Source organism: Streptomyces thermodiastaticus, assembly GCF_014656135.1.
GTDB lineage: Bacteria > Actinomycetota > Actinomycetes > Streptomycetales > Streptomycetaceae > Streptomyces > Streptomyces thermodiastaticus.
Window position 1 is genome coordinate 1 of sequence record NZ_BNBV01000046.1, and the last position, 24,749, is coordinate 24,749.

The following is a 24,749-nucleotide window of genomic DNA, read 5'->3' on the forward strand; positions in this document are numbered from 1 at the left end:
CGGGTGAATGCTCCGCCGGCCCGGATCGGCCGGCGGAGCCTTCACCCGCCCCTGGCCCTTTCCTTCCCGCCGGGCCTGGCCGATGACGTGCCGGCAGTCCCCGGCAAAGGCGACACCGGCGACGGCGAGCCGGGGGCCGAGCACGGCGAACGGAACGCCGGTGTTGCCTGATGCGCGGTCGATGCGCTGGTCCGCGCGTACCGCGTCGGCGCGCGCGTCGCAGTGTGCGGTCGTCCGGGCCGCTTCGACGGGGACCCCGAGCCGGCTGACCGTCCGGACGAGGTGGCCGGTGTCACAGATGTCCACCGCATCGGTGAACAGGTCACGCTGCGGCTGGACGAAGAAGGCGCTGCCCTGCCCGTGTTCCTCGGCCCGGTACAGGAAGCGGTGTGCGGTGCAGAGCCGGCGTCCGGGCGGCGCGGCCGGCAGTCCTGCCCCGCACGCGGGCACAGCGTGCCATGCCCTGCTCGTGCCGCCCGGCTTCGGCCTGGTCCCCGTCGTACCTGTGCGGAACGCAGCCGAAGAAGTCGACGCGGGCTCCGACGACGTGGGTCAGCGGCTCGCAGGAGTGCCGCACGACGGTGATCCGGGCGGTCGGCGGTCAGGGCGTGAGCACCAGCCGGCCGAAGACCTCGCCGGCGTCCAGCTTCTGGTGCGCCAGGCGGGCCTGTTCGAGGCCGAGGACGTCGTGCACCACCGCGGTCAGTTCGCCCCGCGCCGCGGCGTCGAGCTGGTCACGGCGTACGGCCTGCAGATCCGCTGCGGGGACGGTGGCCGCACTGAACGTCGCGAACGACAGCGACCGCTGGAACCGGGCCATCAGCTTCGATCCGAGGTCCGCGGGCGGCGGGCCTCCCACCGCGCCGACGGCCACCAGGCGCCCGTTGGGGTTGAGCCGGTCGAGGAACGCCGAAAGACCGTCGCCCGCGACGATGTCGAGGATCACGTCATAGCCCGCCGGAGCGTCCGCGTCACCGTTGCCGCAGCGGTCCAGCACGTGCGTCGCCCCCAGGCGGCGCAGGCGGTCGCCGCGCTCGGCCGACGACGTGGTCACCGCCACCGCAGAGGCACCCGCACGGGCCGCCAGCTGGACCGCCATCACCCCGATACCGCCGGCCGCGCCGCGCACCAGCACCGCCTCACCCGGGGTGAAACGGGCGTGCCGCAGAGCGAAATGGGCCACGGCCCCCGAGCCGCCGACCGTGACCGCGTCGACTGGCGACAGCGCCGAGGGCAGCGGCAGCACCTGCTCGATCGGTACGCACACCTGCGTCGCGTAGCCCCCTCCCGTGCCGGTGAAGGCCCACACCCGGCGCCCCTCCCAGGACGCGTCGACCCCGTCCCCGACCGCCGTGACCGTGCCCGCCACCTCGTTGCCCGGGATGAACCCCTCGGTGAACCCGTAGGCGGCGAGCGCGCCGCGGCGGATCAGGGCATCGGCACCCGAGACCCCCACCGCCTCGACAGCGATCACCACCTCGTTCCCGGCCGGCACAGAAGTCGGCAGGGCGACGACAGCCAGTCCTTCCGGGTCTCCGAAGGCACGGATCCGTACGGCTTTCACAGGCGGACACCTCCAAGGCTCGAACCGCCGGGACGCAGAAGTGTCCCGGACATCACCGCACACCGGTCTGCTGGATGTGACCTGGCGGGCTCCTCGGACGGTAACGGACGCCCCCGTCCGCCCGGCCTAAAGTGAGAGGATGAGCGGGAAGAAGCCTCACAACCTGCGGTCCGACGCGCGTGACAACCGCGACCGGCTCCTCGAAGCCGCCAGGGCGCTGTTCTCACTGGAGGGACTCGCTGTGCCGATGCGGGAGGTGGCGCGGCGTGCCGGGGTCGGGCCGGCCACGCTGTACCGGCACTTTCCGACCAAGGAGGCGCTCGTCACCGAGGCGTTCGCCCAACAGCTGAGCGCGTGTGAGGACATCGCCGACCGGGCGAGCGCGAACCCCGACGCCTGGTCCGGGCTGTGCCAGGCCATCGAGGACATCTGCGAACTGCACGCGCGTGACCGGGGCTTCACCGAGGCATTCATGTCGGCCTACCCCCGGGCTTTCACCATGACCGCCGGCCGCGGCCGCGTCCTGCAGAAGATCGCCCGCCTGGCCGCCCGGGCCAAGCGCTCGGGACACCTGCGTCCGGATGTCGTGCTCGACGACGTCGTTCTGATGCTTCTGGCCAACAAAGGCCTGCAGACGGCCTCGACCGCGACGCGGGTGGCCGCCTCGCGGCGCTTCGCCGGCCTCATGATCCAGGCCGTCGCCCGCTGTCCGCACAACGCACCCCTGCCTCCCCCGGTGCGCCTCACCGCGGCGGAGCACGGCGGCCCCTGAACACACGGGCAGTCACCGGCCGCCGGGTCAGGCGTACCGTACCGGGCCCGCTCTCTCTGCGCGCCCGCCGCCGTCTCGGCTCGCGGCGCCGTCTCCCGCCGGCAGTGGCCGTGCCAGCAGTGGCCGTGCCGGCATCCGGGGGAGGCGGAGGCGGCACGCCTGCCTGACCCGGGGGCGGCGGCCCCGGGCCACAAGGGTGTCCGCCCGCAGGGGCGAATGCGGGCGCGTCAGCGCTCCTGCACGGCACCGGCCGGGGGCAGCGCCGACTCCGGCACGGGTGCGTGGTGGGCACGACGGTAGGCCAGAGGAGACAGGCCGAGGTGCGCGTAGAAGTGCTTGCGCAGGGTGACGGGATCACCGAAACCGCAGACGGCGGCGATCCGGGCGACGGGCAGGCCGGTGGATTCCAGCAGCACACGCGCATGGGCCAGGCGCCGCTGAGCCAGCCACTTCATAGGGCTGCTGCCGACCTCGGCCCGGAAGCGCCGGGTGAACGTACGCACGCTCATGTGCGCGTGTCGGGCCATGTCCTCCAGCGTGAGCGGCTCGGCCAGACGGTCCAGGACCCACTGCCGGGTCGCCGAGGTGGAACGGTCGGTGTCCAGCGGAACCGGATGCTCGATGAACTGCGCCTGCCCGCCCTCGCGCCAGGGCGCCACCACGCAGCGCCGTGCGGCGGCCGAGGCCACCGCCGCCCCGTGGTCCCGGCGGACCAGGTGCAGGCACAGGTCGATGCCGGCCGCTCCGCCGGCGGAGGTCAGGACGCGGCCGTTGTCGACGAACAGCACGTCCGGGTCGACCTCGACCTCAGGAAACAGCCGGGCCAGCGCGTCGCACAACGCCCAGTGGGTGGTGGCCCGCCGGCCGTCGAGCAGACCGGCCGCGGCGAGCAGAAAAGCCGAAGTGCACAGGCTGACGATGCGGGTGTCCGGCCCGATCCGGTCCAGTGCGGCGGCGACGTCCGCAGGCAGCCGGCCGGTCGTCAGCAGCTCCTCACTGGGCTCCTGCGTGGCGATGACGACGGTGTCCGCGCTGTCCAGCAGCGACTCGTCATGGTCGACGACGATCCGATAGTCCTCGCGGGTACGGACCGGACGGCCGCCCAGGGAACAGGTGCGGACGGAGTACAGGCGGCCCCCGTCCGGCTCGCAGGCCTCGTTGAACACGCGGGCGGGCACACCCAGATCCAGGGGCAGGACACCGTCGAGGGCGAGTACGGCGACACGATGCGTCATGCCCCGCAGCCTAGGACACGCGACGTGGCCCGAAAAGCACGACGGGTGTCCTTCCGGCCACTCACCGACGCCTGCCGGAAAGCGCCAGTCTCTTCCCTGCCGGGGCACGGACCCGGCGGAAGACGACACACCCGGCAGCAGAAGCGAGGACAGCCATGAACGAGCAGGTCATGCGCGCGGTGACCATCAAGGAGTTCGGCGGGCAGGAGGTGCTGACCGCGCAAGAGGTCGCACGTCCCGAGCCGCTGCCGACCGAGGTACTGGTGCGGGTCCACGCCGCGGGCGTCAACCCGGTGGACTGGAAGACCCGTCAGGGCCACGGCATGGCCGGACTGCAGACCTTCCCGCTCATCCTCGGCTGGGACGTCTCCGGTGTCGTGGAGAAGACCGGCTTCGGCGTCACCACGCTCAAGCCCGGCGACGAGGTGTACGGCATGCCGCGGTTCCCGCGCGCCGCGGGCGGCTACGCCGAGTACGTGACCGCACCGGCCCGCCAGTGGGCCCGCAAGCCGGCGACCATCGACCACGTACACGCGGCCGCCGTGCCGCTGGCGGCCCTCACCGCCTGGCAGATCCTGGTCGACACCGCCGGCGTGCGGGCCGGCCAGCGCGTCCTGATCACAGCCGCCGCCGGCGGAGTCGGCCACTTCGCGGTGCAGTTCGCCCGGCACCTGGGCGCCCACGTGATCGCCACAGCCAGCGCCGGCCGCCACGCCTGGCTCACAGACCTCGGCGCCGAGGAGACCATCGACTACACCACCACCCGCTTCGAAGAAGCAGCCGACGACGTCGATGTGGTCATCGACCTCGTCGGTGACGGCATCGACCGAACCAGCACCCGATCACTGAACACCCTGCGCCGCGGCGGACTGCTCGTGTCCGTCCCAGGCGGCATCTCCCCGGAGCTGGCCGCAGCGGCCGAAGCCGCCGGTGTCCGCACCAGCGGCTTCCTGGTCGAGCCCGACGGCCCCGCACTGACCACGATCGCCGGCCTGATCGACGCCGGCGACGTCACCGTCGAGGTCGAACAGACCTTCCCGCTGGAACAGGCCGCAGCAGCACACACCCGCGGCGAAACCGGCCGCACCCGCGGCAAACTCGTCCTCACCGTCACCGACTGACCCCCTGTCATCTTCTTCGCGGCCCTGTACAAGGGCCGCCGGCCTCGAAGCCCGCCATGACTGCTGCCCCCTGTCGATCGGATGACCTGGGGGGGTGGTGTCACCGGGCCCGAGGGGTGCCGTCGGAGACGCCGATCAAAGGCCCGGCCACCATCCGGCCCGGCGCGATGCCGGGCAGCTCGCGGGCGGTAGGTCTGCATGACGTGGATGCGAGGGAATACGAGGCGTCTGTCGGCCGAGCGGTTCGAGAACTCCCTGAGGGTGATGGCCAACTCGGTGATCTTCCGGTCCTGCGTGCAGGATCCGACCACCACCGGGACGTACATCGAGATGACGGCCCGCCTCGTCGACCCCGCCCTGCTCGGACTCGCCGTCCTCGCCGTCCGCAACCGCGTGGAACGGTGACATCCGCGCAGGACAGGACAGTAAGGGCGGGCCGGAGCGCAACCGGACGCTGCGGTGAGCGCGTCGCACCATGTATGAACGATCATGTGACCGGCATCGTCGCCGAGGCGCTGCGGATCACCGGCCGCCGGCGGCGTGCCGTGTGCGCTGCCTCCGCCGTGGCCTGTGCGGCGGCGCTGATCGTCGGCGGTGCCCTGGTGGCCGGTGCGTTCGCCGTGTCCTGGGGCCTGTTCCTTCAGGCCCGGAGAGATGCGGAGATGTCCATCGAGGACGGAGAGTCCTACGTCGCCTACGCCGGTCAGATGAACGCGCTCGCCCAAGTGGCGTGCGTGGTGGTTCCGTTGCTGCTTGTCGTCGCGTTGGTGCTGGCCGCGTGGCTGCTGACCGCCCCGGCCGTGACCGTGGCACACGCGCGGCACTGCCCGGCAGCGGGTGCGGGTGCCGGCAGGGGCGCGGCGGACGCGCTCACCCTGTCCGCCTTGTGGCGCCGCTCGCGTCCGCACCTCGCCGCCGCGTTCCACGTGCAGCTGCTGTCCGCGGCGGCGGCAGCGGTGCCGGTGCTGGCCGGTCTGCTCGTGCCGGCCCTCGTCTTTCTGGACCTGGTGCCGGGGGTGACCTGGCCCGGCCGCCACGAGCCCGCGACCGTGGGGTTCCTGCTGGTGGGCCGGGCTGTGCCGGTGCTGGTCTGGGGTGTGGGACTCGTCCTGGTCTCACGGTTCTCGCTGGCCACCGCCGTGCGGGTGACGGACGGCTGCCCTGCGGTGACCGCGATGCGGCGTTCCTGGACACTGACCCGTAGGGCACGCGCGCGGACCGCCGGGATCGTCCTGCTGTGCGCGGCCGTAACCGGCGTCGCGTTCCTCGTGTTCGCGCGTCTCGGGTCCTGTGTGGCGCACTGGGCGGGGCTGGTCATGCTGGCCGCCACCGACGACAACGTGTGGGTGACCGGCGTCCTCGTCCTGATCACGCCGGTCGCGGTGGCGCTCGTGCTGCTGCCGTGGGCGCTGGCACCGGTGGGGATCGTGCTCGCGTGCCTGCGGCAGCGGCTCGCCCACGAGTGAGCGACAGTCTTCTCCCCTCCCCCTTTTCCTCTTCCCCCGCCGGGCCGGGAGGCGGCCGGCGGGAAGCTCCCGGCCCGCCCTGCCCGGGGCAGTCAGGACCGGGACGGTCTGTCCCGGCCAGGCCCGGCGCAGGCGCCCGCGGCGCGCCGGGCACGCACATGACCGGACATGAAGGAACCCCGCCCCTGAAGTGCCAGGGACGGGGTTCGTCTCGAGCGCCGGGCAGGCCTTGCACCTGCATCTCCCCGCAGGAAGCGGGGCGTCTTTCCTTGGACCACCAACGCATCGGCCCTCTGCCGGTGTCCGGCAGCGCGTTCAAGATCGACTATAGCAGGAACACCCCGGCCGCGTCCCCCGGGCGGGAAGTTCCGGCCACACCCAGCCGCAGAAGCGGGGCTCACCCGGAACACCCGTATGCGGGCCCGCCCGAGCCCTGCACCCCGCTTTGCCGCAGGCGGCTGTCCCGCCCTGGGCCGGCATCCTCATGATGCCGCTCGGGAGGGCCGGACGGGGTGAGCGGCCGCCTGCCCCACGGGCGGTCCGGCTGCCGCAGGCCGGGGTACGCCACGGAAGTGGCGAAATCCAGTGTTGCGGTCATGTTTCCCGCCGCGTCACCCTGACGGCGTGGGAGCGCTCCCAGAGAGCCGCCCCCACACCCCTACGTCCCGCATCCCCCACAGCGGAAAGAGGGAGACCGTGTTGCAGCACGCATGTCATGAGCCCGTCATTTCAAGACGGTTCAGGGTCCGTCCGGCGCTCCTGCTCAGCGCCCTCGCCGCCCTGCTGATCGCCCTGGTCCCCGGAGGCGGGACCGCTTCGGCCCACGGTTCGGTCGTGGATCCGGCGTCCAGGAACTACGGCTGCTGGGAACGCTGGGCCGACGACTTCCAGAACCCCGACATGGCACAGCAGGACCCCATGTGCTGGCAGGCCTGGCAGGACAACCCGAACGCCATGTGGAACTGGAACGGCCTCTACCGCAACGGCTCCGCCGGCAACTTCCAGGCTGTGATTCCCGACGGCCAGCTCTGCAGCGGCGGCCACACCGAAGGCGGCCGCTACAACTCCCTGGACGCGGTGGGTCCCTGGAAGACCACGAACGTCTCGTCCGACTTCACCGTGCACCTGTACGACCAGGCCAGCCACGGCGCGGACTACTTCCTGGTGTACGTCACCCGTCAGGGCTTCGACCCCACGACCCAGCCCCTGCGCTGGAGCGACCTGCAGCTGGTCACCAAGACCGGCAAGTACGCACCGAGCAACAACTACGAGATCGACGTGCACACCTCGGGCCTGACCGGCCGGCACGTCGTCTACACGATCTGGCAGGCCTCGCACATGGACCAGACGTACTTCCTGTGCAGTGACGTGAACTTCTCCTGAGCCGTCCAGCCAGGCGAACGGCGCCGGTTTATGGGCCGGCGCCGTCGGCGCGCGCTTCATCCGACGGCCCTGCGCACCGACGGGTGCGCGGTGACATGTTGTCGCACGCAGTCCCGTGAGACAGGTCGGCCTGATCGGTCTGCACGCCGTCACGTGACGGCGGCCCGGAGGACACCGGCACCCCGCCGGCCGTCGAGGAGCAGGGCACGGACCCGGACGAGGAGCCCGGTCCCGCAGCGGCATGACCCGGGCACGCCGAAGCCGAAGGGCATACGTCCCAAGGCGTACAGCGAGGCGCGTGCGGTCGGCTGCGGTGTTGCGACCACGACGGACGATCACGGTGCCGGCGAGACGGCAGTCACCGGAGCCGGACGCGTGGCCGGTCCGGTGACTGTCGACGCGGTGGCCGAGCGAGGCGCGGGGCGCGGCTGAGGGTGGGGCCGGTCGCCCGTACGTGGTCGCCTATACGCAAGCCTGCTCGTGATGCCGTTGCGCACTGGCACGCGACTGCACGGCTTTCAAGGACTCCCCGAGCGTGGCGAACGACACCCCGAGCAGGACCAGGTCCTTCAGCAGGAACTGGCCGGGCTGCGCCGACAGCACCGGAAAGCCATGGGCATACATGGCGATGACTCCCGGGCTGGTGAAGAGGAAACTGACGGTTCCGAGGAAGAGCACGATCGCCACCACGCTGCCCAGTGCGGACAGGCGCGGCCAGAGCGGGTGAACGGCGAGGAGTACCGCGGCCACGATCTCCGTCGTCCCGAGAGCGGCGGCGAGTGCGTCGAAGCTGAGGACGTCGTACAGCCAGCTCATCAGCGGACTGTGCTGGATGAGTACGCGGCTCTCCATCTTCACGAACTTGCCTGCGCCGATCCAGGCGAGCACGACGACCAGACCGTAGCGGCTGATCGTTCTGCCTGCCTGCGCGAAGTTGTCGCTGCCGCGGTACAGGTGTTCATCGATCACGGGGGTGCCTGTCTGTGGGGGTGAGAAGTGCGGTGCCGGTCGCCGGCCGGCACCGGAGGGGACGGGTGCGCCGGGCGGCGACCGGCACGGTCGGCGGCAGCAGGCCACCGGCGGCCGCTGTTCGTTCAGCGGCAGTCACGCTGGATGATCAGGTCGGCCAGGTCTGTGAGGGTGTCGGCGACGAGATCGGGCCTCGGGCCGATGGGGCTGAGCACGGCGCCGGGGCGCCGCAGGAACGCCGCCTTGCAGCCGGCGTGCAGGGCACCTGTCACGTCCCAGGAGTGGGCGGCGATCAACCGCACGTCTCCGGGGTGGACGTCGAACGCGGCGGCGACGGCGAGATAGGGCTCGGGCGCGGGCTTGAGCCGGCGGACGGCGTCGGCCGACATCACCTTCTCGAACAGGTCCCGGATGCCGGCGTTGCGCAGTTGCTGTTCCGCCACGCTCTGGACGGAGTTGGTCAGGGCAACCAGGTGCAGGTCGGTGGCGGCCAGCCTCCTCAGGGCGTCGGGCACGTCGGGGTGGGGCGGCAGCGACGTCATCAGCGCGACGGTCGCGTCGATCTGCTGCTCGCTCAGTGAGACGCCTTGGCGTTCGGCGATCATCTGCAGGGCGGCTCGCTGGGCCGTGGTGAAGTCGGTGTAGGAGCCGGTGATGCCGCCGACGAAGGACAGGTGGAGCATCTGGGCGAACCACGGCCCTCTGGGGGTCGCGCTGCCGAAGAGACCTTCGAACGCCGTGTCCAGTGCTGTCAGGTCCAGCAGTGTCTCGTTGACGTCGAAGGCCAGTACGCGGGTCATGACAGGCGGTTCCTTCGGCCGGTGGGTCGGGTCAGGACGAGGCTTCGTGCCGGAACAGATGCGTGGCGTGGGTCACGGCGCCGCCGGCCCGGATCGCTGCGGCCACCAGCGCGGCCTCCGTGAGCTGGGCGTCGTCGGCGCCCGCGTCGCGCGCGGCCTTGGTGTGCAGTTCGATGCAGTACGGGCACTGGGTGGTCAGCGCCACCGCGACCGCGATCAGCTGCTTCTGCTGTGCCGTCAGGGCTCCGTCGGTGAAGACGGCCTGGTCGAACGCCTGGAAGGCCTGCATGGCTTCCGGCGCGTTCTTGCCGAGGTCCTTGAGGTGGCGCAGGTTCTTCATGTCGAACATGGAACGTTCCTCCTGCCGTGGGGGTGATGGGTGGGGGTGGAGTGCGTGTGCTCGAAAGGATTGGGGTCCCGCGGGTCGTGTGGCGGCGGGCCGGGGGGGTGTGGCACGGCCCGCGGGACGTTCGGGGGGCGGGGGTCAGTCGGGATCGGACACGTCCCAGATCTGCCCCGAGGCGTCCCCGGCGAGCCGGTGGACCAGGGAGCGGGCGGAGTGCTCGGGCGTGATCAGCGTGCCTTCCTCGTAGTTGCGGAGGAAGCGCCGGTGGGTGGCCTCGTCCAGCCGGCCCACGCCCTCGCGGCGGATCAGCGCCTGCATCGCCGTGTCCACGGACCCCGGGCGGTAGACGTTGACGGTGACTCCCGTGCCGTCGAGTTCGGCGGCGAGGTTGACGGTGTGGATCTCGAGGGCGGCCTTGGTGGCGGCGTAGGCGTTGACGCCGATCATGATCGTCGGGCGGGCGACGATACTGCTGGACACATTGACGATCCGTCCCCACCCGGCCTTGGTCATGCGGGGCAGGAGCGCGCCGGCCAGTGCGGCGGGTGTGATCACGTTGAGCCGGAAGGCGGTGGTCCAGGCGTCGGCGTCCATACCGGTGACCGGTCCGAGCGGTTCGACGGTGGCGGCATTGTTGATCAGGACGTCGACCGGGCCGAGTCCGGCTGCCGCGCGTTCGGCCACGTCGGCTGCCGCCGCCGGGTCGGTGAGATCGGCGGGGACCGCGAGGGCGGTGCCGCCGCGTTGCTGCACCAGCGCGGCGGTCTCCGCCAGGGCGTCCCCGCTGCGGGCCACCAGCGCGACCCGCGCGCCCTCGTCCGCGAGCGCCAGGGCGATGGCCCGTCCGATGCCCCGGCCGGCGCCCGTGACCAGGGCAACTTTGTTGTTCAGAAACACGTTTCCACTCCGATCGAGCGAGGGTTCGGCGCACGCGCGTCGCGCGCGGCCTCGAGCAGGGGCAGGGATCAGCGGAGCGTCTCCGCGAGGGCCGCGAGGATCTCGGCGGGTTCGGTGCGAGTGGTGTAGTTCGGGTGGACGTCGATCCAGCGCAGGACACCCGAGGCGTCGACGACGGCCACCGTCGGCATGACGATGTCGTACGTGCCGTCGGCGTTGACCTCGGTCAGGTCCAGTCCGAGGGAGGCCTGCGCCTGCTGGGCCTGGTCGCTGGGGCGGGTGAGGATGCCGAGCGCCCGGCCGATCCGGTTCCCGGGGTCGGACAGCACCGTGTACGCGAGGTCGTTGGTCTCCGCCATGGTCAGCGAGCCGTCCGGCTTCTGCGGGCTGACGGCGATCAGCGCGACGCCGAGGCGGTCCAGTTCGGGTTTCAGTTCCGCCTGGTAGGTGCGCAGAGCGACGTTGCAGTAGGGGCACCAGGCGCCGCGGTAGAACACCACGACCGCCGGCCGACCGTCGCGTGCCTGCTTCAGCGTGGTGGATTCGCCGTGGGCGTCGAGCAGCGACGCGTCCGGCATCTCGGTCCCGGCCGCCGCGACGCCCGCCGGGACTCCGGCGGCGTCCAGCTCGGCCTGCTCGGCGCCGAACGCCTCCAGGGCCTCGGCCGGTGCCTGTGCGGCCATGCTCTCGGCGAGCGCGGCGACCTGGTCGGCGATGGGGGTGGTGCTGCTCATGATGCGCGTCCTCTCCTGACGGGCCGGTGCACGACGGGTGCGGGGCGGACCGCAGCCGTGCCCCTCCGCATTAGAGCGCCCACTCTAGTTCCGGGAACTGGAGTGTCAACTCCAGAAAGTGCCGGACTCTGTTAGCGTGACCGAGTGATGAGCAGCAGCACCGAGGAACGTCGCCTGACCGCCCGCGGGCGTGCCACACGCGACCGCATCGTGGCGGCGGCGGCCACGCTGATGTACGAACGCGGCGTGGCGGGCACCAGCACGGAGGACATCCTCAAGGCCGCCCGGGTGACCAGCCCGTCACAGCTGTACCACTACTTCGGCGACAAGCGGGCGCTGGTCCAGGCGGTCGTCCGGCACCAGACCGAGCGGGTGCTCCGTTTCCAGCGGCCGCTGCTGAGCCGGCTGGACAGCTTCGAGGCACTTCAGGCCTGGCGCGACGCGGTCGTCCAGGCGCAGCACGCGCGCGACTGCCGGGGAGGCTGCCCGATGGGCTCACTGGCCGCCGAGCTGTCCGACCACGATCCTGAGGCCCGCGCCCAGCTCGTCGCCGGCTACGCCCAATGGGAAGGCGCCATTCGCGACGGCCTGCGCGCCATGCAGCAGCGGGGCGAGCTGGACGCCGACGCCGACACCGGCCGGCTCGCCCTCGCCCTGCTGACCGCGCTGCAGGGCGGCCTGGTCATGACCCAGATCCGCCGGGACACCACCGCCCTCGAAGCGGCCCTGGACACGATGATCGATCAGATCCGCAGCCACGCGACCCTTTGACCCAGGCGCCCAGCAGGTCGCGGTGCACAGCAACGATGTCCTGGCGGTGTGCCAGGCCCAGCGCCTCCTTCGTGCACGAGCGGCCGGTGGTGACGAATCGACGCCACGTCCGCACCGTGTCCGGGACGGGTGGTGCCGACGAACGTCTGCGTGTCCTTGGACTTCGCGTTGCGGGTACTGCGCTGACCTGCGGCCGGGTCAGCGGTGCCGTCGTGCGGCGGAGCCGCCCGTGCCGAGGGCGTCCCGCACGCGGTCGTCGACGCCGCTGCCGCACCAGGATGCTGCCGCTTCCGCCAAGCTGTTCGGCGGTCTGGTCCTTGATGGTCTCCGGCATCGGCAAGATCGCTGTCCGGTCGCTCGTCCGCGTGTTCCGGGTCAGGGACGCGGGACTGCCGGGGTGTGCCCCGCACCTCCACGTCTGCCGGGTACTCCGCCCGGGGGGACCCCGCACAGCGAGAAAGCAGGCACTCGGTCGCCCGTGCCTGCTGTCGCTGTCCCGGTGTCAGCCGGTGCCTTCCTCCGACTCCGACCGTCGTTCCAAGGCCTGGTCGGTGGACTGACCGGATGTGTCGGGCTGCTGGGAGCGGCCTTCTTCCTCCGGGTGGACATCCCGCTCTTTCGTCTCCCGTTCCAGAGGCGACGATGGCTCGCGTGCTTCTCGGGAACCGCTCATGGCTGTCTCCTTCATGTGTCCGTCGAAACCTGGCGGGTCCCTGGGCGCATGGCGCGAAACGGGCATGAGCGGAGCGGTGCCGTCACGCCGGACCGCAGGTGACCGCCGACCGTGCCACTTCGGTCCGCTCCCGGGCACTCCTTGACGCTCATGCGCCGTGCCGGCAGGACGGAACGTGTCCGCAAGCACACGACATCGCTCCCGGACACATCGCTGCGGGACGCGGGGGGTGCGCCGCCTGACGGACACCGTGCCGCGCGCGGCCCGTCCTGCCGGTTCCGCGGTTCTACTTGATGCCGGTCGTGGTGACGCCCTGCACGATCTGCCGCTGGAAGACCAGGAACACGGCGATCAGCGGAAGGAACCCGAGGACCGAGGACGCCATCACCTCGGCGTACTGGATGTTGGTGTTGCTGAGCAGGGAGGCCAGGCCCACCGGGACGGTCTGGGACTTGGTCTGGCTCAGCACGAGCAGCGGCCAGAGGAAGGAGTTCCAGGTGGTGATGAACGTCAGGATGGCGACCGTGGACAGGGCGGGGCGGCACAGGGGCATGCACACCCTGGCGTAGATCCGCCACCAGCCCGCTCCGTCGATGCGGGCCGCCTCGATCAGGGCGACGGGGATGCCGGCGAAGAACGACCGGAAGACGAACACCGAGATCGGCGCGGCGATGGACGGCAGGACCAGGGCCCAGAAGGTACCGAGCAGGTGCAGCGACCGGTACTCGATGAACTGCGGCAGCACCAGGGCTTCGCTGGGCAGCATCAGCCCGGCCGCGACCAGGGCCAGCACGGCGGTCCGGCCGCGGTAGCGCAGGAATGCCAGGGCGAAGCCGGCCATGGAGCAGAAGGCCACGGTGAAGATCACCGCGAGGACCGAGATGACCAGGCTGTTCAGATACCAGGTGCCGATCGGATATGTGTTCCAGGCGTAGGAGTAGGCGTTCAGGGACCATCCGCCGGCGAACGGTGAGGTCGGTTTCTGGGTGATCGACGCGTCCGAGCGCAGGGAGGTGGCGATCGCCCAGAAGAAGGGCACCAGCCACATCAGGGCGAACAGGGTCAGGCACACGGCGCACAGGCGGTTGAAGAGTGTGGCGCCGTGGGCCGGCGGCGCGTTCTTCCCCGTGGCCGGCCGCGGCTGGGTGATGGTGGTCATGGATCCTCCGCTCAGGCCGCGGTGCGGGTCGCACGGCGGCGGCGCAGCCCGTACCAGGCCGCCGAGATCACGACGATGACGACGAAATAGACCATGGTGGCGGCGGCACCGTAGCCGCCCCGGTACGAGGTGAAGCCGGTGTCGTAGATGTACTCGATGACCGGGCGGGTGGACTGGTCGGGGCCGCCGCCCAGCAGCAGGTAGATCTGGTCGAAGACCTTCAGCGAGGCGAGGATCTGCAGGATCAGCACCAGGCTGGTGGTCCGGCCGAGCATCGGCACCGTGATGTGACGGATCTGCTGCCAGGGACCCGCGCCGTCGATGGCCGCCGCCTCGTACACGTCGGACGGCACGTCCTGGATCGCGGCGGTGTAGAGGACGAAGTTGAAGCCGAAAGTCCACCACAGGGTCATCAGGGTCACGGCCGTCCAGCCGCCGGAGGTGCTGCCGATGAAATCGGGCACCGGCAGTCCGACCGCGCCGAAGATCTTGGGGATGAGGCCGATCTGCGGTGTGTACATCCACAGGAAGATCAGCGCGACGATGGAGGACGGCACCACGTAGGGGGCGAAGAACGCCAGGCGGTAGAAGACGCGGCCGCGGCGCACGCGGGAGGCGAGGATCGCGGCGGCCATGGCCAGAATCACCAGCGGGGGCGTGGTCAGGAGGGTGAAGAGCACCGAGTGCCACATGGCGTCCCAGAACTGCGGGTCGCCGATCACCTCGGAGTAGTTCGACAGGCCGACGAATTCGCCCAGGCCGTCCTTGACGGTGGTGGTGTTGAAGAAGCTCAGCACCACGCCCACGAGCAGCGGGCCGATCAGGAACACCAGGTAGATCACGAAGAAGGGTGCGGTGAGCAGTGCACCGGCCCGGCGTTCGGAGCGGTGCGGCCGGCCGGCCGTGTGTGTCCCGGTCCGTGCTGTGGGTGCCGGTCGCGTCGCGGCGACGGTCGTCATGGGTGACTGCCTCCTACTTCATCGTGACCGGCGGTCGGGCCGTGGTGAACCGCTCGAGATCGGCGCGCAGGGCCGGCGCCGCGCCCTTGGGGGTGATCCGCCCGGCGAGGGCCTCGGTGATCGTTCCGCCCACGACGTTCTGGAAGTCCGATCCGGCGCCGGTGTACCAGGCCTCCGGGTCGTACTGGGCGTCGAACGCGGCCTGCACGTAGTGGCGCTGGGGCGAGAGGTCGAGGAAGGCCCTGCCGCGCTGGGTCGGCAGCCAGGCGGGGATGTGCCCGCCCTCGGCCCACACGGCGCTGTTGTCGAGCAGGCCCTTGATGAACAGCGCCGCGTTGCGGGTGCGGGTGTCCGAGCGTGCCGTGTTGCGCGGGACGACCAGGGCGTGCGAGTCGGCGTAGGCCACCGGTTTCGGGCCCAGCAGCGCCGGGAACGGCACGACGTCGAAGCGCAAGCCCTTGACCTGCCGGTACGACGGTATCTGCCATTCGCCGTCGAACAGGAAGCCCGCCTTGCCGGTGCTGAACAGGGCGTTGGCGCCGGAACCGTTGAGGTTGCCCGGCATCAGTCCGCCGCCGGTGAGGCGCTGCAGGAAGGCGACGGTCTCCTGGACCGCCTCGTCGTCGAGGGCGATCGTGGTGCCGGAGTCGGTGACGACCGGGCCCGCGAGACCGGAATAGATCATGCTGAAGCAGCGCCATGCCGTCGACGGGTCGGCGGTGATCGACATCACTGCCCCGTACTGGGCGCCGCCCGCGGTCTTCATGGCCTTGACCGCGGCGATGAAGTCGTCCGCGCCCTCGAGCCGGACGAGGCTGCCGCCGGAGTCGAGCAGGCCCGCCCTGCGGGCCAGGTCGACGTTGTAATAGAGGACGAAGGGGTGGGTGTCCAGGGGTACCGCGTACACGGTCCCGTCCACCGTGGCCTTGCGCCAGGCCGCGGGGGTGAACTTGTCGGCGGTTACGCCCAGCTCGCCCAGTCCGGTCTGTTCGATGGGCTCCAGCAGGCCGGACGCGGCCAGCAGCGGGAGCCGTGACAGGTGAGCGACGCCGACGTCCGGCGGCGTCCCGCTCGCGGTGGCCAGAGCGAGTTTCGTGTAGTACGGGTTGCCCCAGCCGAGGACGGTGGCTTCCACCGATGTGTCCGGGTGGGCCTTCCTGAACCGGTCCTCCATCGCCACCATGTTGGCGCCGTCTCCACCGGTGAACAGGTTCCAGAAGATGACGTCCGCGGTGTTCGGCTGGGAGCCGGTCAGGCCGGATGCGAGCGGGGAGGAACATGCCGCGAGCCCCCCGGTCAGGGCAAGCCCGCCGCCGAGGGCGAGGAGCCGCCGGCGCGCCATCGCTCCACTCATGAAAGTCTGCACCTCGTTGTGTCGAATGTGGCGTCGATGGCGCTGACCCTGACACAACCCTTTACATCGATGCAATAGATCGCCCGCAAGAAGTCGGGTCTCAGATTCGCATCGAGAACGACACTGCGGGTTTACCTGGCCGATCGTGCCGGTTCTCTGTCCGTGAACCGGTCTTGCATCGATGTAAACGATCACCCATGATGTCAGCACTTCGACCGTGGCACGCCGACGCCGGGTTCGCCGGGCGGCATAAGGAGGATCAGTGGAGTTGAGCCAGCAGGACGGGACGTATCCGAGGCCGATCCTGCAGCGGGAGCGGTGGCACAGCCTCGACGGCGTCTGGGAGTTCGGCTACGACGACACCGACGAGGGCGAGGGCGCCGAGTGGTTCGCCGAGGGGGTGACGGGCGCCTTCGACCGGGAGATCACCGTTCCGTACCCGCCGGAGTCCCCCGCCTCCGGCATCGGCGAGACCGCGCCGCACCCGGTGGTCTGGTACCGCCGCCGCATACCCCACGACGTCCTCGCGGCCGGCGACGGCCGGCGGACGCTGGTGCACTTCGGCGCCGTCGACCACCGGGCGAAGGTGTGGCTGGACGGCCGGCTGGTGGCCGAACACGTCGGTGGCCAGACCCCCTTCACCGCGGATGTCACCCACGCCCTGCGGCCCGGTGCCGACGAACACCTGCTCGTCGTGCGGGCCGAGGACCAGCCGGCCGACCTGGCACAGCCGCGCGGCAAGCAGGACTGGCAGGACCGGCCGCACGAGGTCTGGTACGAGCGGACCACCGGCATCTGGCAGACGGTGTGGGTGGAGACGGTCCCCGCCCAGCACGTCACCGACCTGGCCTGGATCCCCGATCCGGCACGAGGCGTGGAGGCCGACGTCACCCTGGCCCGGGTGCCGGACGCCCCGCTGCGTGTGGAGATCGAGCTGAGCCTGGACGGCGAGGTGCTGGCCGAGAGCACCACCACCGTGCGCACTCCGCGCAGCCGGATCGACCTCGTGATCCCCGCTCTGCGCAACGGCATCGACCGTGAGCAGCTGCTGTGGAGTCCGGAGCGGCCGACCCTGCTGGACGCCCGGGTGACCGTGCGCGACGCCGTCACCTTGGCGGTGGTCGACACGGTGGACAGCTACGTGGGTCTGCGCAGCACGGGTGTCGGCCGCGGTGCCTTCCTCCTCAACGGCCGCCCCTACTACGTGCGTTCGGTGCTCAACCAGGGGTACCGTCGTGACACCCTGATCGCCAACTCCGGCACGCAGGAGCTGCGCCGCGAGGTGGAACTGATCAAGGCGATGGGCTTCAACGCCGTCCGCGTCCACCAGAAGGCGGAGGATCCGCGCTTCCTGTACTGGGCGGACCGGCTGGGTCTGCTGGTGTGGGGCGAGACCGGGGCCGCGTACGAGTTCGGGACCGAGGCCGTGGAGCTGCTGACCCGTGAGTGGCTGGCGATGGTGCGCCGGGACCGCAGCCACCCGTCGATCGTCACCTGGGTGCCGGTCAACGAGAGCTGGGGTGCCTCGGACATCCCCCGCGACCCCGCGCAGCGGCACTACTCCCTCGCCCTGGCGAACCTGACCCGGGCCATGGACCCGACCCGGCCGGTGATGTCCAACGAGGGCTGGGAGCACACCGACAGCGACATCCTCGGCGTGCACGACTACTCCTCCGACCCGGCCGTGCTCACGGCGCGCTACGGCGACGCCGCCGCGGTCGGCCGGCTGCTCGACGGTCCCGGTCCGCAGGGACGTGTGCTGTCGGTGGGCTCGGTGCAGAAGCAGCGGTACGCCGCCGGCGACGCACCGCTGATGATCACCGAGTTCGGGGGTCTGTCGGTCAACGCCGACGAGGACGCCTTCACCTACACCCGGACCGACTCCGCGGCGCAGTACGCGGGACTGCTGGGCGATCTCTTCGGTGCGCTGCACGCCAGCCCGGTCGTGGCCGGCTTCTGCTACACGCAGTTCATGGACACCGCGCAGGAGACCAACGGCCTGCTGTCCGCGGACGGTTCGCCGAAACTGCCGCTGGAGACCATCCGCCGCATCGTCACCGGCGCGCAGCCGGCGTTCGAGGAGAAGGAGTCCGAGTCCGCCTCCTGACCGCCGCCGGAGTCTCACGTCCGGATCGGGCGGCCCGGCAGCGCGGCACGATCCGGACGACAGGCTCTAAGATCCCACCGGAGCGGAAGGAAGTGGAGCGTGGCGACCAGGCCCAGGATCAAGGACGTGGCGGAGTACGCCGGTGTCTCCCCCAAGACGGTCTCCAACGTGATCAACAACTTCGAGCATGTCTCGGAGCACACCCGGGCCGCGGTCCGGGAAGCCATAGAGGCCCTGGGGTACCGGGTCAACCTGGCGGGCCGGCAACTGCGTCAGGGGCGCACCGGCATGATCACGCTGGCGGTCCCGGAACTGGACGTCGCGTACTTCTCGGAACTGGCCAAGCACGTCATGGCCGCGGCCGACCGGCGCGGCCGCACCGTCCTGCTGCACCAGACCGGTGCCGTGCGGGAGCGCGAGCTGTCCGCACTGCACGGGTTCGACGCCCAGTTCACCGACGGGATCATTCTCAGTCCGCTGTCGCTCACGCCGCGCGACCTCGCCACGCGTGACGCCCGGCTGCCGCTCGTGCTCCTCGGAGAACGTCAGGCACCGGGGGCGGTGGACCATGTCGGCATCGACAACGTCGCCGCCGCCCGTGAGGCCACCGAGCATCTGCTCGCCCGCGGGCGGCGCACCATCGCCGTGATCGGCGGCGCCCTGCGGGGGCGGCAGGGCACCGACAGACTGCGTACCCGCGGCTACCAGTCGGCGCTCCGCGCCGCCCATGTCCCGTTCCAGCAGGACCTGGTCGTCCCCGTGGAGCACTACCACTGGCAGGACGGCGCCCGGGCCGCGGCGGCCCTGCTGACCCGGCAGCCCCGGCCGGACGCCCTGCTGTGTCTGAACGACCATCTCGCCCTCGGTGCTCTGCGTGCGCTGCACGAGGCCGGCCTGCGTGCACCGGACGATCTCGATGTCGTCGGCTTCGACGACATCGAGGCGGCACGTTTCAGTGTGCCCAGCCTCACCACGATCGCTCCCGACAAGAAGGCCATCGCGGACGTCGCGGTGTCCCTGCTGCTGGACCGGATCGACAACCCGGGCACCAAGGAACCCTCCGATCACATCATCGACCACCGGCTGGCCGTGCGGGAGAGCACCGGGGGACGCCCCTGACAAGCCCCGTGTGCACGTGCGCGGGCGGAGCCCCTCGTGCAGGCGGATCCTCCGTCTGCGACCGTGCGGTCGCCATGGTATGTGCGCGAGCCGGGGCAGCTCGCAGGAGCTGCCCCGGTGACACCACCACGTGTCTCGACGACGGCCAGGACTTCAGCAGCACCGGCCGCGCCGTCGAGGTCACCGCCGGGGTCAGCTTTCCATGTGGAACCGGCCGGTGATCACGACGCGGTCGACGGCGTGCACCATGGTCACCATCCAGGCGATCGCCGAGACCTGGTCTCGGTGGATGCACGCCGTCGGCGCAGACGCGATCACGGCCGGATCCTGTGGAGTGACGGACCGCTAGAAGTCGTACGGCTTGCGGGTGTTCCAGTTCAGCACGTCGGCGTCGTCCCAGCTGAACTGCGGCTTGTCACCCTTGATGACGACGGAGTAGTAGGGGCCGACGCGACCGTCCGCGCCGCGCAGTGCGAAGGCGAGCGCCTGCGCCGTGTGGCTCTTGGAGCCGTAGTCGTAGAGGTTCACCGCGCTGTAGACGGTGTCTCCCGGCTGAAGCGGGATGTGCTTGTCACCCTCCGTGGTGTCCTTCTTCGCGTGCGGCAGGGGAATGTTGTCGACGTTCCAGTCGAGGACCACCGCGGGGTACGAGGTGACCCAGCACGGCTCGGTGCCCTGGTTCACCGCGGTGAGCAGCAGGTGGTCGCCCTGCTGGCCGGCGAACCGGTGGACCGCGGTGACCAGCAGCTCGTCCCCCCGGCACGGCTGCACATCGGTCGTCGAGGAAACGTTCTCGATCTTCTCCTTCCCGCCCGGGTCGGCCGCCGAGCGCGCGCCCGTGCCAGTGGCGGACTGTGCCGCGTTGTCCTTGCCGTTGCCGTCGGAGACGGACCGGCTGTGGGCGCCGGCGGTGTTCTGGTCGCCGCCCGCCGCATGTGCGTCGTCACCGGAGCCGCCGCAGGCGGTCAGCCCCAGCGCCAGAGCGGCGGTGGCGGCGGTCAGAGCCGCGGAGCGAACGGTGCGACGGACGTGATGCGTGGTCATGTGGTCAGATCCCCCTGGTCGATCCGGGCGCGGCGTCTTCCCCGCGTCCGCGGGGTGGCCGGCCTCACTGTGGTGCGCTGCACCTCTGTTGTGCTGTTGCACCCCTGGAGATGCGGCCGGTGCGGGCGTCGGTTCACTTCCTTCTGTCCGCATTCCGTAACAGGGCGACCGGGGACGGGAACGCACGAGCCGGAGCATGCGGCGCGTGCTCCGCGCACCTCTGCATGCTCCGGCGCACCGGCGGGGCCGGCGGTCGAGTGTGGTCTCCGCGTGCCTCTGCCCGCCCCCTGTCCGCGGTGTCGGGCCGTCGGGGAAGGGTGACACCACGCCCGCGGGCCGGGCAGCGGGCCCGACTATGCGCCCTGGCTCGCCAGGGCGTGGGCGTCCAGTTCCGCCAGGTCGGGCGGCATCGCTCCGGCCCGGCCGACCGTCACCGCGGCCGCGCGGGCGGCGCGGTCCACGATCCGGGTGAGCGCGTCGGCGGACAGTGCGGCCAGGGCGGGCCGCCGGTCCTTGCCGAGGCACTGTTCCCGGGCCAGGGAGTCCAGCAGCGCCGACATGAAGGAGTCGCCGGCTCCGACGGTGTCGACCACGTCGGCGGGCGCCGCGGGGCGGGTGACCGTGGCGGCCCGCCCGGCGGCGTACGAGCCGTGGCCGCCACGGGTGACGACGACGAGCGAGGCGCCGAGGTCCAGCCACGCGGCCGCGACGTCCTCGACGGGACGCTCGCCGTAGAGCCGGCGCAGGTCCTCGTCGCTCGCCTTGACCACGTCCGACAGGGCGACGAGCTGCTCGGTCCTGGCCCGGGCGGTACGGGGATCGCCCATCAGGGCGGGCCGGCAGTTCGGGTCGAAGGAGACGGTCGCCCGGCCGCGGTCCCGCTCCGCCTCCAGCAGCGCGCGGACCGCGGAGGCGCCCGGCTCCAGCGCCGCCGCGATCGAGCCGGTGTGCACGGCCACCGTGCCGGGGGGAAGCGGGGCGCGGGCGGGCAGGTCCCAGTCGATACGGAAGTCGTACGAGGCCGAGCCCTGGGGATCCAGCGTCACCGTGGCCAGGCTGGTGGCGAGGCCGGGCTCCGGCGGTGCGAGCAGGTCGACCCCGGCCCGGTCCAGGTGGTCGCGGACCAGTGTGCCGAACGCGTCGTCCCCGAGGCGGGTGAGCAGGGAGGTGGGCCGGCCCAGCCGGGCCAGCCCGTACGCCACGTTCAGCGGACTGCCGCCGGGGTGGGCGACGTAGGTCCGCCGGTCGGGGCCGGCGACGAGGTCGACCAGCGACTCCCCCACGACGACGATCCGCCGGGGCGGCATGGGGCCGGGGGCGTTCACCTCGCGGCTCCCACCGACGCCGGTTCGCTGTCCTCGACGGCCGCCGGGGACGTGCCGCCCCGCAGCAGGGACTGCTCGATCTCCTCCAGGCTGCGGCCCTTGGTCTCGGGCAGCAGCGACCGGACGAAGAGGAAGGCGAGCGCCGTCGTCACCGCGAAGAACAGGAAGTTCAGGCCCGCGCCGACGGCCTGCAGCAGCGACGGGAACAGGAGCGCCACCACCATGTTGAACAGCCAGTTGAACACCACGCACAGGCTGACGGCGGCGGCCCGGATGCGCAGCGGGAACAGCTCGGGCAGCATCACCCACTGCACGGGGCCCCAGGAGATGGCGAACGAGGCGATGTACAGGCCGATGCCCAGCAGGGTGAGGGTGGACAGCAGGGCGCCGTAGCCGAGGCCCGCGAGGTTGGTGACGGCGAGCAGCACCATGGCGGCGCACATGCCGAGCGCGCCCCACAGCAGCAGCGGCTTGCGTCCGGAGCGGTCGATGAGCCGCATCGCGGGCAGCGTCATCAGCATGTTCAGGGCACCGACCCCCATGGTCGCCATGATGGCGCCGCTGTCGCCGAAGCCGATGTCGGACAGCAGAGTGGGGGCGTAGTAGATGATCGTGTTGATGCCGACGAAGTTCTGGAAGAAGACCAGCAGCATCCCCACCAGGAAGACGCGCCGCAGTCCGGGCGACAGCAGGTGGGAGAGGGTGAGGGACTCGTTGAGGGCGCGTTCGCCGCGCACGGTCTCCTCGATCTCCGCGAGTTCGGCGTCGGCCGCCGACGCATCGCCCCGCAGGTTGGTCAGCACGCGGCGTGCCTCGTCGCTGCGTCCCTTGCCGACCAGCCAGCGGGGGCTCTCCGGCTGGACGGTGATGCCGATCGCGAGCACCGCGGCCGGGATCACGCCGAGGCCGATCATCCAGCGCCAGGCGCCGGAGTCGTGCAGCAGGTAGTCGACCACGTAGGCGAGGAAGATGCCGACGGTGACCAGCAGCTGCATCAGGGAGGCCAGCCCGCCGCGGATGCGCTTGGGCGCCAGCTCGGTCAGGTACAGCGGCACGACGACCGAGGCGATGCCGACGCCGACGCCCAGGACGAAGCGGAAGACGATCAGCATCCACGCCTGGGTGGCCAGGGCCGCGGCGAGGGTACCGAGGATGAACGTGCCGGACGCCGCGAGGATCAGCTTGCGGCGGCCCCAGGCGTCGGAGAGCTTGCCGGACAGGCCGGCGCCGAGCATGGCACCGACCAGCAGTCCGCTGACCACCATGCCCTCGAGGAGCGGGGTGAGTTCGATGTCCTTGCGGATGAAGAGCATGGCACCGGAGATCACGCCGGTGTCGTAGCCCCAGAGGATGCCGCCGAGGGCACCGAACACCCAGATCATGGCGTTCTTCAGGCGGGTGTTCACCGTGCTTGCTCCCTTCAGGACCGGGCCGGCGCGATCTGGATCTTGCGGCCCTTGCCGGCCCGGAAGGCGGCCACCGCGTCGTCGAACGCGTCGAGCGGGAAGACGTCGCTGACCAGCGGGTCGAGGTCGAGGCCGGAGGAAAGCAGATCGATGGCGGGCTGGAAGCTGTTGTGCACCGCCATGGAGCCGATGATGTCGATCTCGCGGTTGTAGACGCGGAACGGGGAGAACGTCGCGGTGGCGGCGGCGTCGGTGACACCGAACTGCAGGAACGTTCCGCCCTTGCGGACGCGGCCCAGGCCGTCCTCGATGGCGGCGATCACACCGGTGGCGTCGATGACGACCTCGAAGCCCTGCGGCCGGCCGAGCTCCTCGGCCCGGGGGGCGACCGCGTCGGCACCGAAGGACGCGGCGAAGGCGAGCCGGTCCTCGTTCGGGTCGACCATGGAGACGGACGCGGCGCCCGCCTGGCGCACGACGGCGGCCATCATCAGACCCATGGTGCCCGCACCGTAGATCAGGTAGTGCGAGCCGGGGCGGCGCGGCAGCCTGTTCAGTCCGTGCACGGCGCAGGACAGCGGCTCCACCAGGCCGGCGGCCGCCGGGGACAGCGAGTCGGGCAGCACGTAGCAACAGCGTGCGGGCACCGCGACCAGTTCGGCGAAGCCGCCGTCCTGGGTGACTCCGATCGCGCTGTAGTCGTCGCAGAGGTTGCCACGGCCGATCCGGCAGTAGTCGCACCTGCCGCACGGCATGTTCGGGTCGACGGCCACCCGGGTGCCGGCCGCGAGCCCGGTGACGCCCTCCCCCACGGCGACGATCTCGCCGGCCAGCTCGTGGCCCGGCACACCGGGATAGCGTGCCGACGGCAGTTCGCCGGCCAGGATGTGCATGTCGGTACCGCACAGGCCGCACGAGGTCACCCTGACGACCACCTCACCGGGTCCTGCTTGCGGATCGGGGAGGTCGGTCAGGACCGCATTGCCGGGCGCCGTGACAACGACTGCGCGCATCGGGTGTTACTCACTTCCTTGTGGGTTTGGGCAGGAGGAGGAGACAGGGACGCCGCACGAACAGCGTGCGCACGAGCGTGAGGACTCACGCGTCCCGCGGCTCGTCTCCCTTCCACCGAGACCGATGCCCGTTCGGGCTTGTCATTTGATTGAACACGCCCGTTCACCTGCTGGCCAGTCTGAGCAAGACCGTGATCATGACCGTTCGCGTGAGCTAAGAGACAAGCATTTGCGCAGGCCAGAGGCTTTTGCCGCCCTGCTGCGGGCGCAGGGATGCCCGTATCCGGGCGGAAGCAGGCCTCTTTCGTGCCCGCTTGGGCCGTGACCGTTCGGGCGTGCGCTGTGAGGTCCGCAACACCGGGCAGGTCGTCGCCGGTGTCGTTGCATCGTCCGCCGGTGCCGCAGCCGGGTGTGCCGGCGACGCGGCGAGCAGTCGGGAGCGGTGCCGGACTGCCGGCCGGTCCGCAGTCCTCCGACCGGGAAACGACAGTGGCGCGCCTCGGCCCGGCCCCTGTCAGGGGCCGGGCCGAGG

23 protein-coding genes and 1 pseudogene are annotated in these 24,749 nt (G+C 71.1%); 8 read left to right on the top strand and 16 right to left on the bottom strand.

The window, feature by feature from the left end:
- Window positions 1-450, bottom strand: a 450-nt coding sequence (locus tag IE286_RS25875) for a DsbA family oxidoreductase (protein ID WP_189799191.1), incomplete at its 3' end; no start/stop codon positions are given.
- A 151-nt stretch (window positions 451-601) separates the two neighbouring features.
- A complete protein-coding gene (locus tag IE286_RS25880; protein WP_189799192.1) occupies window positions 602-1,564 on the bottom strand; it encodes a zinc-binding dehydrogenase in 963 nt (320 codons plus the stop codon).
- A 139-nt stretch (window positions 1,565-1,703) separates the two neighbouring features.
- On the opposite strand from IE286_RS25880, the gene IE286_RS25885 reads away from it, so the two are divergent.
- Window positions 1,704-2,336: a TetR/AcrR family transcriptional regulator gene (locus IE286_RS25885; RefSeq protein ID WP_189799193.1), complete on the top strand. Its 633-nt coding sequence runs from the start codon at window positions 1,704-1,706 to the stop codon at window positions 2,334-2,336.
- 227 nt (window positions 2,337-2,563) lie between these two features.
- Here IE286_RS25885 and IE286_RS25890 read toward each other — a convergent pair whose 3' ends face one another.
- Complete coding sequence (locus tag IE286_RS25890) at window positions 2,564-3,571, bottom strand: GlxA family transcriptional regulator (RefSeq protein ID WP_189799194.1); 1,008 nt, start codon at window positions 3,569-3,571, stop codon at window positions 2,564-2,566.
- A gap of 155 nt (window positions 3,572-3,726) precedes the next feature.
- On the opposite strand from IE286_RS25890, the gene IE286_RS25895 reads away from it, so the two are divergent.
- The 4 genes and pseudogenes from IE286_RS25895 to IE286_RS25910 all read left to right on the top strand — a co-directional run bounded on the left by IE286_RS25895 (window position 3,727) and on the right by IE286_RS25910 (window position 7,541).
- A complete protein-coding gene (locus IE286_RS25895) occupies window positions 3,727-4,692 on the top strand; it encodes an NADP-dependent oxidoreductase (RefSeq protein WP_189799195.1) in 966 nt (321 codons plus the stop codon).
- Window positions 4,693-4,917: 225 nt separating this feature from the next.
- Window positions 4,918-5,097 (top strand): annotated as a pseudogene (locus tag IE286_RS25900) (hypothetical protein); the annotation flags it as partial.
- A 74-nt stretch (window positions 5,098-5,171) separates the two neighbouring features.
- Entirely contained in the window at window positions 5,172-6,158 is a 987-nt protein-coding gene (locus tag IE286_RS25905; RefSeq protein ID WP_189799196.1) for a hypothetical protein, read from the top strand.
- A gap of 726 nt (window positions 6,159-6,884) precedes the next feature.
- The gene (locus tag IE286_RS25910; protein WP_229863754.1) at window positions 6,885-7,541 is read left to right on the top strand and encodes a lytic polysaccharide monooxygenase auxiliary activity family 9 protein; all 657 of its coding nucleotides are present in this window, start codon (window positions 6,885-6,887) and stop codon (window positions 7,539-7,541) included.
- 462 nt (window positions 7,542-8,003) lie between these two features.
- Here the strand turns inward: IE286_RS25910 and IE286_RS25915 are convergent, their stop codons facing one another.
- The 5 genes from IE286_RS25915 to IE286_RS25935 all read right to left on the bottom strand — a co-directional run bounded on the left by IE286_RS25915 (window position 8,004) and on the right by IE286_RS25935 (window position 11,287).
- Window positions 8,004-8,510 (bottom strand): YkgB family protein, encoded by a 507-nt coding sequence (locus IE286_RS25915; protein WP_229863736.1) that lies wholly within the window; start codon window positions 8,508-8,510, stop codon window positions 8,004-8,006.
- A gap of 125 nt (window positions 8,511-8,635) precedes the next feature.
- Window positions 8,636-9,310, bottom strand: coding sequence for a haloacid dehalogenase type II (locus IE286_RS25920; protein ID WP_189799197.1), 675 nt, complete (start codon window positions 9,308-9,310; stop codon window positions 8,636-8,638).
- A gap of 31 nt (window positions 9,311-9,341) precedes the next feature.
- Complete coding sequence (locus tag IE286_RS25925; protein WP_189799198.1) at window positions 9,342-9,659, bottom strand: carboxymuconolactone decarboxylase family protein; 318 nt, start codon at window positions 9,657-9,659, stop codon at window positions 9,342-9,344.
- A 135-nt stretch (window positions 9,660-9,794) separates the two neighbouring features.
- The gene (locus IE286_RS25930) at window positions 9,795-10,553 is read right to left on the bottom strand and encodes an SDR family NAD(P)-dependent oxidoreductase (RefSeq protein ID WP_189799199.1); all 759 of its coding nucleotides are present in this window, start codon (window positions 10,551-10,553) and stop codon (window positions 9,795-9,797) included.
- Between the two features lie 68 nt (window positions 10,554-10,621).
- Window positions 10,622-11,287, bottom strand: coding sequence for a peroxiredoxin-like family protein (locus IE286_RS25935; protein WP_189799200.1), 666 nt, complete (start codon window positions 11,285-11,287; stop codon window positions 10,622-10,624).
- A 147-nt stretch (window positions 11,288-11,434) separates the two neighbouring features.
- On the opposite strand from IE286_RS25935, the gene IE286_RS25940 reads away from it, so the two are divergent.
- Window positions 11,435-12,058, top strand: coding sequence for a TetR/AcrR family transcriptional regulator (locus IE286_RS25940; RefSeq protein WP_189799201.1), 624 nt, complete (start codon window positions 11,435-11,437; stop codon window positions 12,056-12,058).
- A gap of 959 nt (window positions 12,059-13,017) precedes the next feature.
- Here the strand turns inward: IE286_RS25940 and IE286_RS25945 are convergent.
- Genes IE286_RS25945 through IE286_RS25955 form a run of 3 tightly spaced genes read right to left on the bottom strand, consistent with a single transcriptional unit; the run spans window position 13,018 to window position 16,203 of the window.
- Window positions 13,018-13,890 (bottom strand): carbohydrate ABC transporter permease, encoded by an 873-nt coding sequence (locus IE286_RS25945; RefSeq protein ID WP_189799202.1) that lies wholly within the window; start codon window positions 13,888-13,890, stop codon window positions 13,018-13,020.
- An 11-nt stretch (window positions 13,891-13,901) separates the two neighbouring features.
- A complete protein-coding gene (locus IE286_RS25950) occupies window positions 13,902-14,849 on the bottom strand; it encodes a carbohydrate ABC transporter permease (protein ID WP_189799203.1) in 948 nt (315 codons plus the stop codon).
- Window positions 14,850-14,862: 13 nt separating this feature from the next.
- Window positions 14,863-16,203: an extracellular solute-binding protein gene (locus IE286_RS25955; protein ID WP_229863752.1), complete on the bottom strand. Its 1,341-nt coding sequence runs from the start codon at window positions 16,201-16,203 to the stop codon at window positions 14,863-14,865.
- A 262-nt stretch (window positions 16,204-16,465) separates the two neighbouring features.
- Between IE286_RS25955 and IE286_RS25960 the strand changes: the two genes are divergently transcribed.
- Complete coding sequence (locus IE286_RS25960; RefSeq protein ID WP_189799204.1) at window positions 16,466-18,310, top strand: glycoside hydrolase family 2 protein; 1,845 nt, start codon at window positions 16,466-16,468, stop codon at window positions 18,308-18,310.
- A gap of 99 nt (window positions 18,311-18,409) precedes the next feature.
- Window positions 18,410-19,429 (top strand): LacI family DNA-binding transcriptional regulator, encoded by a 1,020-nt coding sequence (locus IE286_RS25965; protein WP_189799205.1) that lies wholly within the window; start codon window positions 18,410-18,412, stop codon window positions 19,427-19,429.
- Between the two features lie 192 nt (window positions 19,430-19,621).
- Here IE286_RS25965 and IE286_RS27695 read toward each other — a convergent pair whose 3' ends face one another.
- From IE286_RS27695 to IE286_RS25985, 5 genes are all read right to left on the bottom strand, one after another.
- The gene (locus IE286_RS27695) at window positions 19,622-19,747 is read right to left on the bottom strand and encodes a hypothetical protein (protein ID WP_267969807.1); all 126 of its coding nucleotides are present in this window, start codon (window positions 19,745-19,747) and stop codon (window positions 19,622-19,624) included.
- A 27-nt stretch (window positions 19,748-19,774) separates the two neighbouring features.
- Complete coding sequence (locus tag IE286_RS25970) at window positions 19,775-20,473, bottom strand: DUF4232 domain-containing protein (RefSeq protein WP_189799206.1); 699 nt, start codon at window positions 20,471-20,473, stop codon at window positions 19,775-19,777.
- Between the two features lie 353 nt (window positions 20,474-20,826).
- A complete protein-coding gene (locus IE286_RS25975; protein ID WP_308115067.1) occupies window positions 20,827-21,798 on the bottom strand; it encodes a carbohydrate kinase family protein in 972 nt (323 codons plus the stop codon).
- Window positions 21,795-23,204, bottom strand: coding sequence for a sugar porter family MFS transporter (locus IE286_RS25980; RefSeq protein ID WP_189799207.1), 1,410 nt, complete (start codon window positions 23,202-23,204; stop codon window positions 21,795-21,797). Before IE286_RS25980 ends, IE286_RS25975 begins: the two co-directional genes overlap by 4 nt.
- 14 nt (window positions 23,205-23,218) lie before the next feature.
- Window positions 23,219-24,217 carry a zinc-dependent alcohol dehydrogenase family protein gene (locus IE286_RS25985; RefSeq protein WP_189799208.1) on the bottom strand — a complete coding sequence of 333 codons (999 nt, stop codon included), beginning with the start codon at window positions 24,215-24,217 and terminating at the stop codon, window positions 23,219-23,221.
- Window positions 24,218-24,749 lie beyond the last annotated feature (532 nt).

Bases quoted from the DNA above. Each gene is read 5' to 3' on its own strand.
- IE286_RS25885 (WP_189799193.1), top strand. From the start codon at position 1,704: ATGAGCGGGAAGAAGCCTCACAACCTGCGGTCCGACGCGCGTGACAAC.
- IE286_RS25890 (WP_189799194.1), bottom strand. From the start codon at position 3,571: ATGACGCATCGTGTCGCCGTACTCGCCCTCGACGGTGTCCTGCCCCTG.
- IE286_RS25895 (WP_189799195.1), top strand. From the start codon at position 3,727: ATGAACGAGCAGGTCATGCGCGCGGTGACCATCAAGGAGTTCGGCGGG.
- IE286_RS25905 (WP_189799196.1), top strand. From the start codon at position 5,172: ATGAACGATCATGTGACCGGCATCGTCGCCGAGGCGCTGCGGATCACC.
- IE286_RS25920 (WP_189799197.1), bottom strand. From the start codon at position 9,310: ATGACCCGCGTACTGGCCTTCGACGTCAACGAGACACTGCTGGACCTG.
- IE286_RS25925 (WP_189799198.1), bottom strand. From the start codon at position 9,659: ATGTTCGACATGAAGAACCTGCGCCACCTCAAGGACCTCGGCAAGAAC.
- IE286_RS25935 (WP_189799200.1), bottom strand. From the start codon at position 11,287: ATGAGCAGCACCACCCCCATCGCCGACCAGGTCGCCGCGCTCGCCGAG.
- IE286_RS25940 (WP_189799201.1), top strand. From the start codon at position 11,435: ATGAGCAGCAGCACCGAGGAACGTCGCCTGACCGCCCGCGGGCGTGCC.
- IE286_RS25945 (WP_189799202.1), bottom strand. From the start codon at position 13,890: ATGACCACCATCACCCAGCCGCGGCCGGCCACGGGGAAGAACGCGCCG.
- IE286_RS25950 (WP_189799203.1), bottom strand. From the start codon at position 14,849: ATGACGACCGTCGCCGCGACGCGACCGGCACCCACAGCACGGACCGGG.
- IE286_RS25955 (WP_229863752.1), bottom strand. From the start codon at position 16,203: ATGAGTGGAGCGATGGCGCGCCGGCGGCTCCTCGCCCTCGGCGGCGGG.
- IE286_RS25970 (WP_189799206.1), bottom strand. From the start codon at position 20,473: ATGACCACGCATCACGTCCGTCGCACCGTTCGCTCCGCGGCTCTGACC.
- IE286_RS25985 (WP_189799208.1), bottom strand. From the start codon at position 24,217: ATGCGCGCAGTCGTTGTCACGGCGCCCGGCAATGCGGTCCTGACCGAC.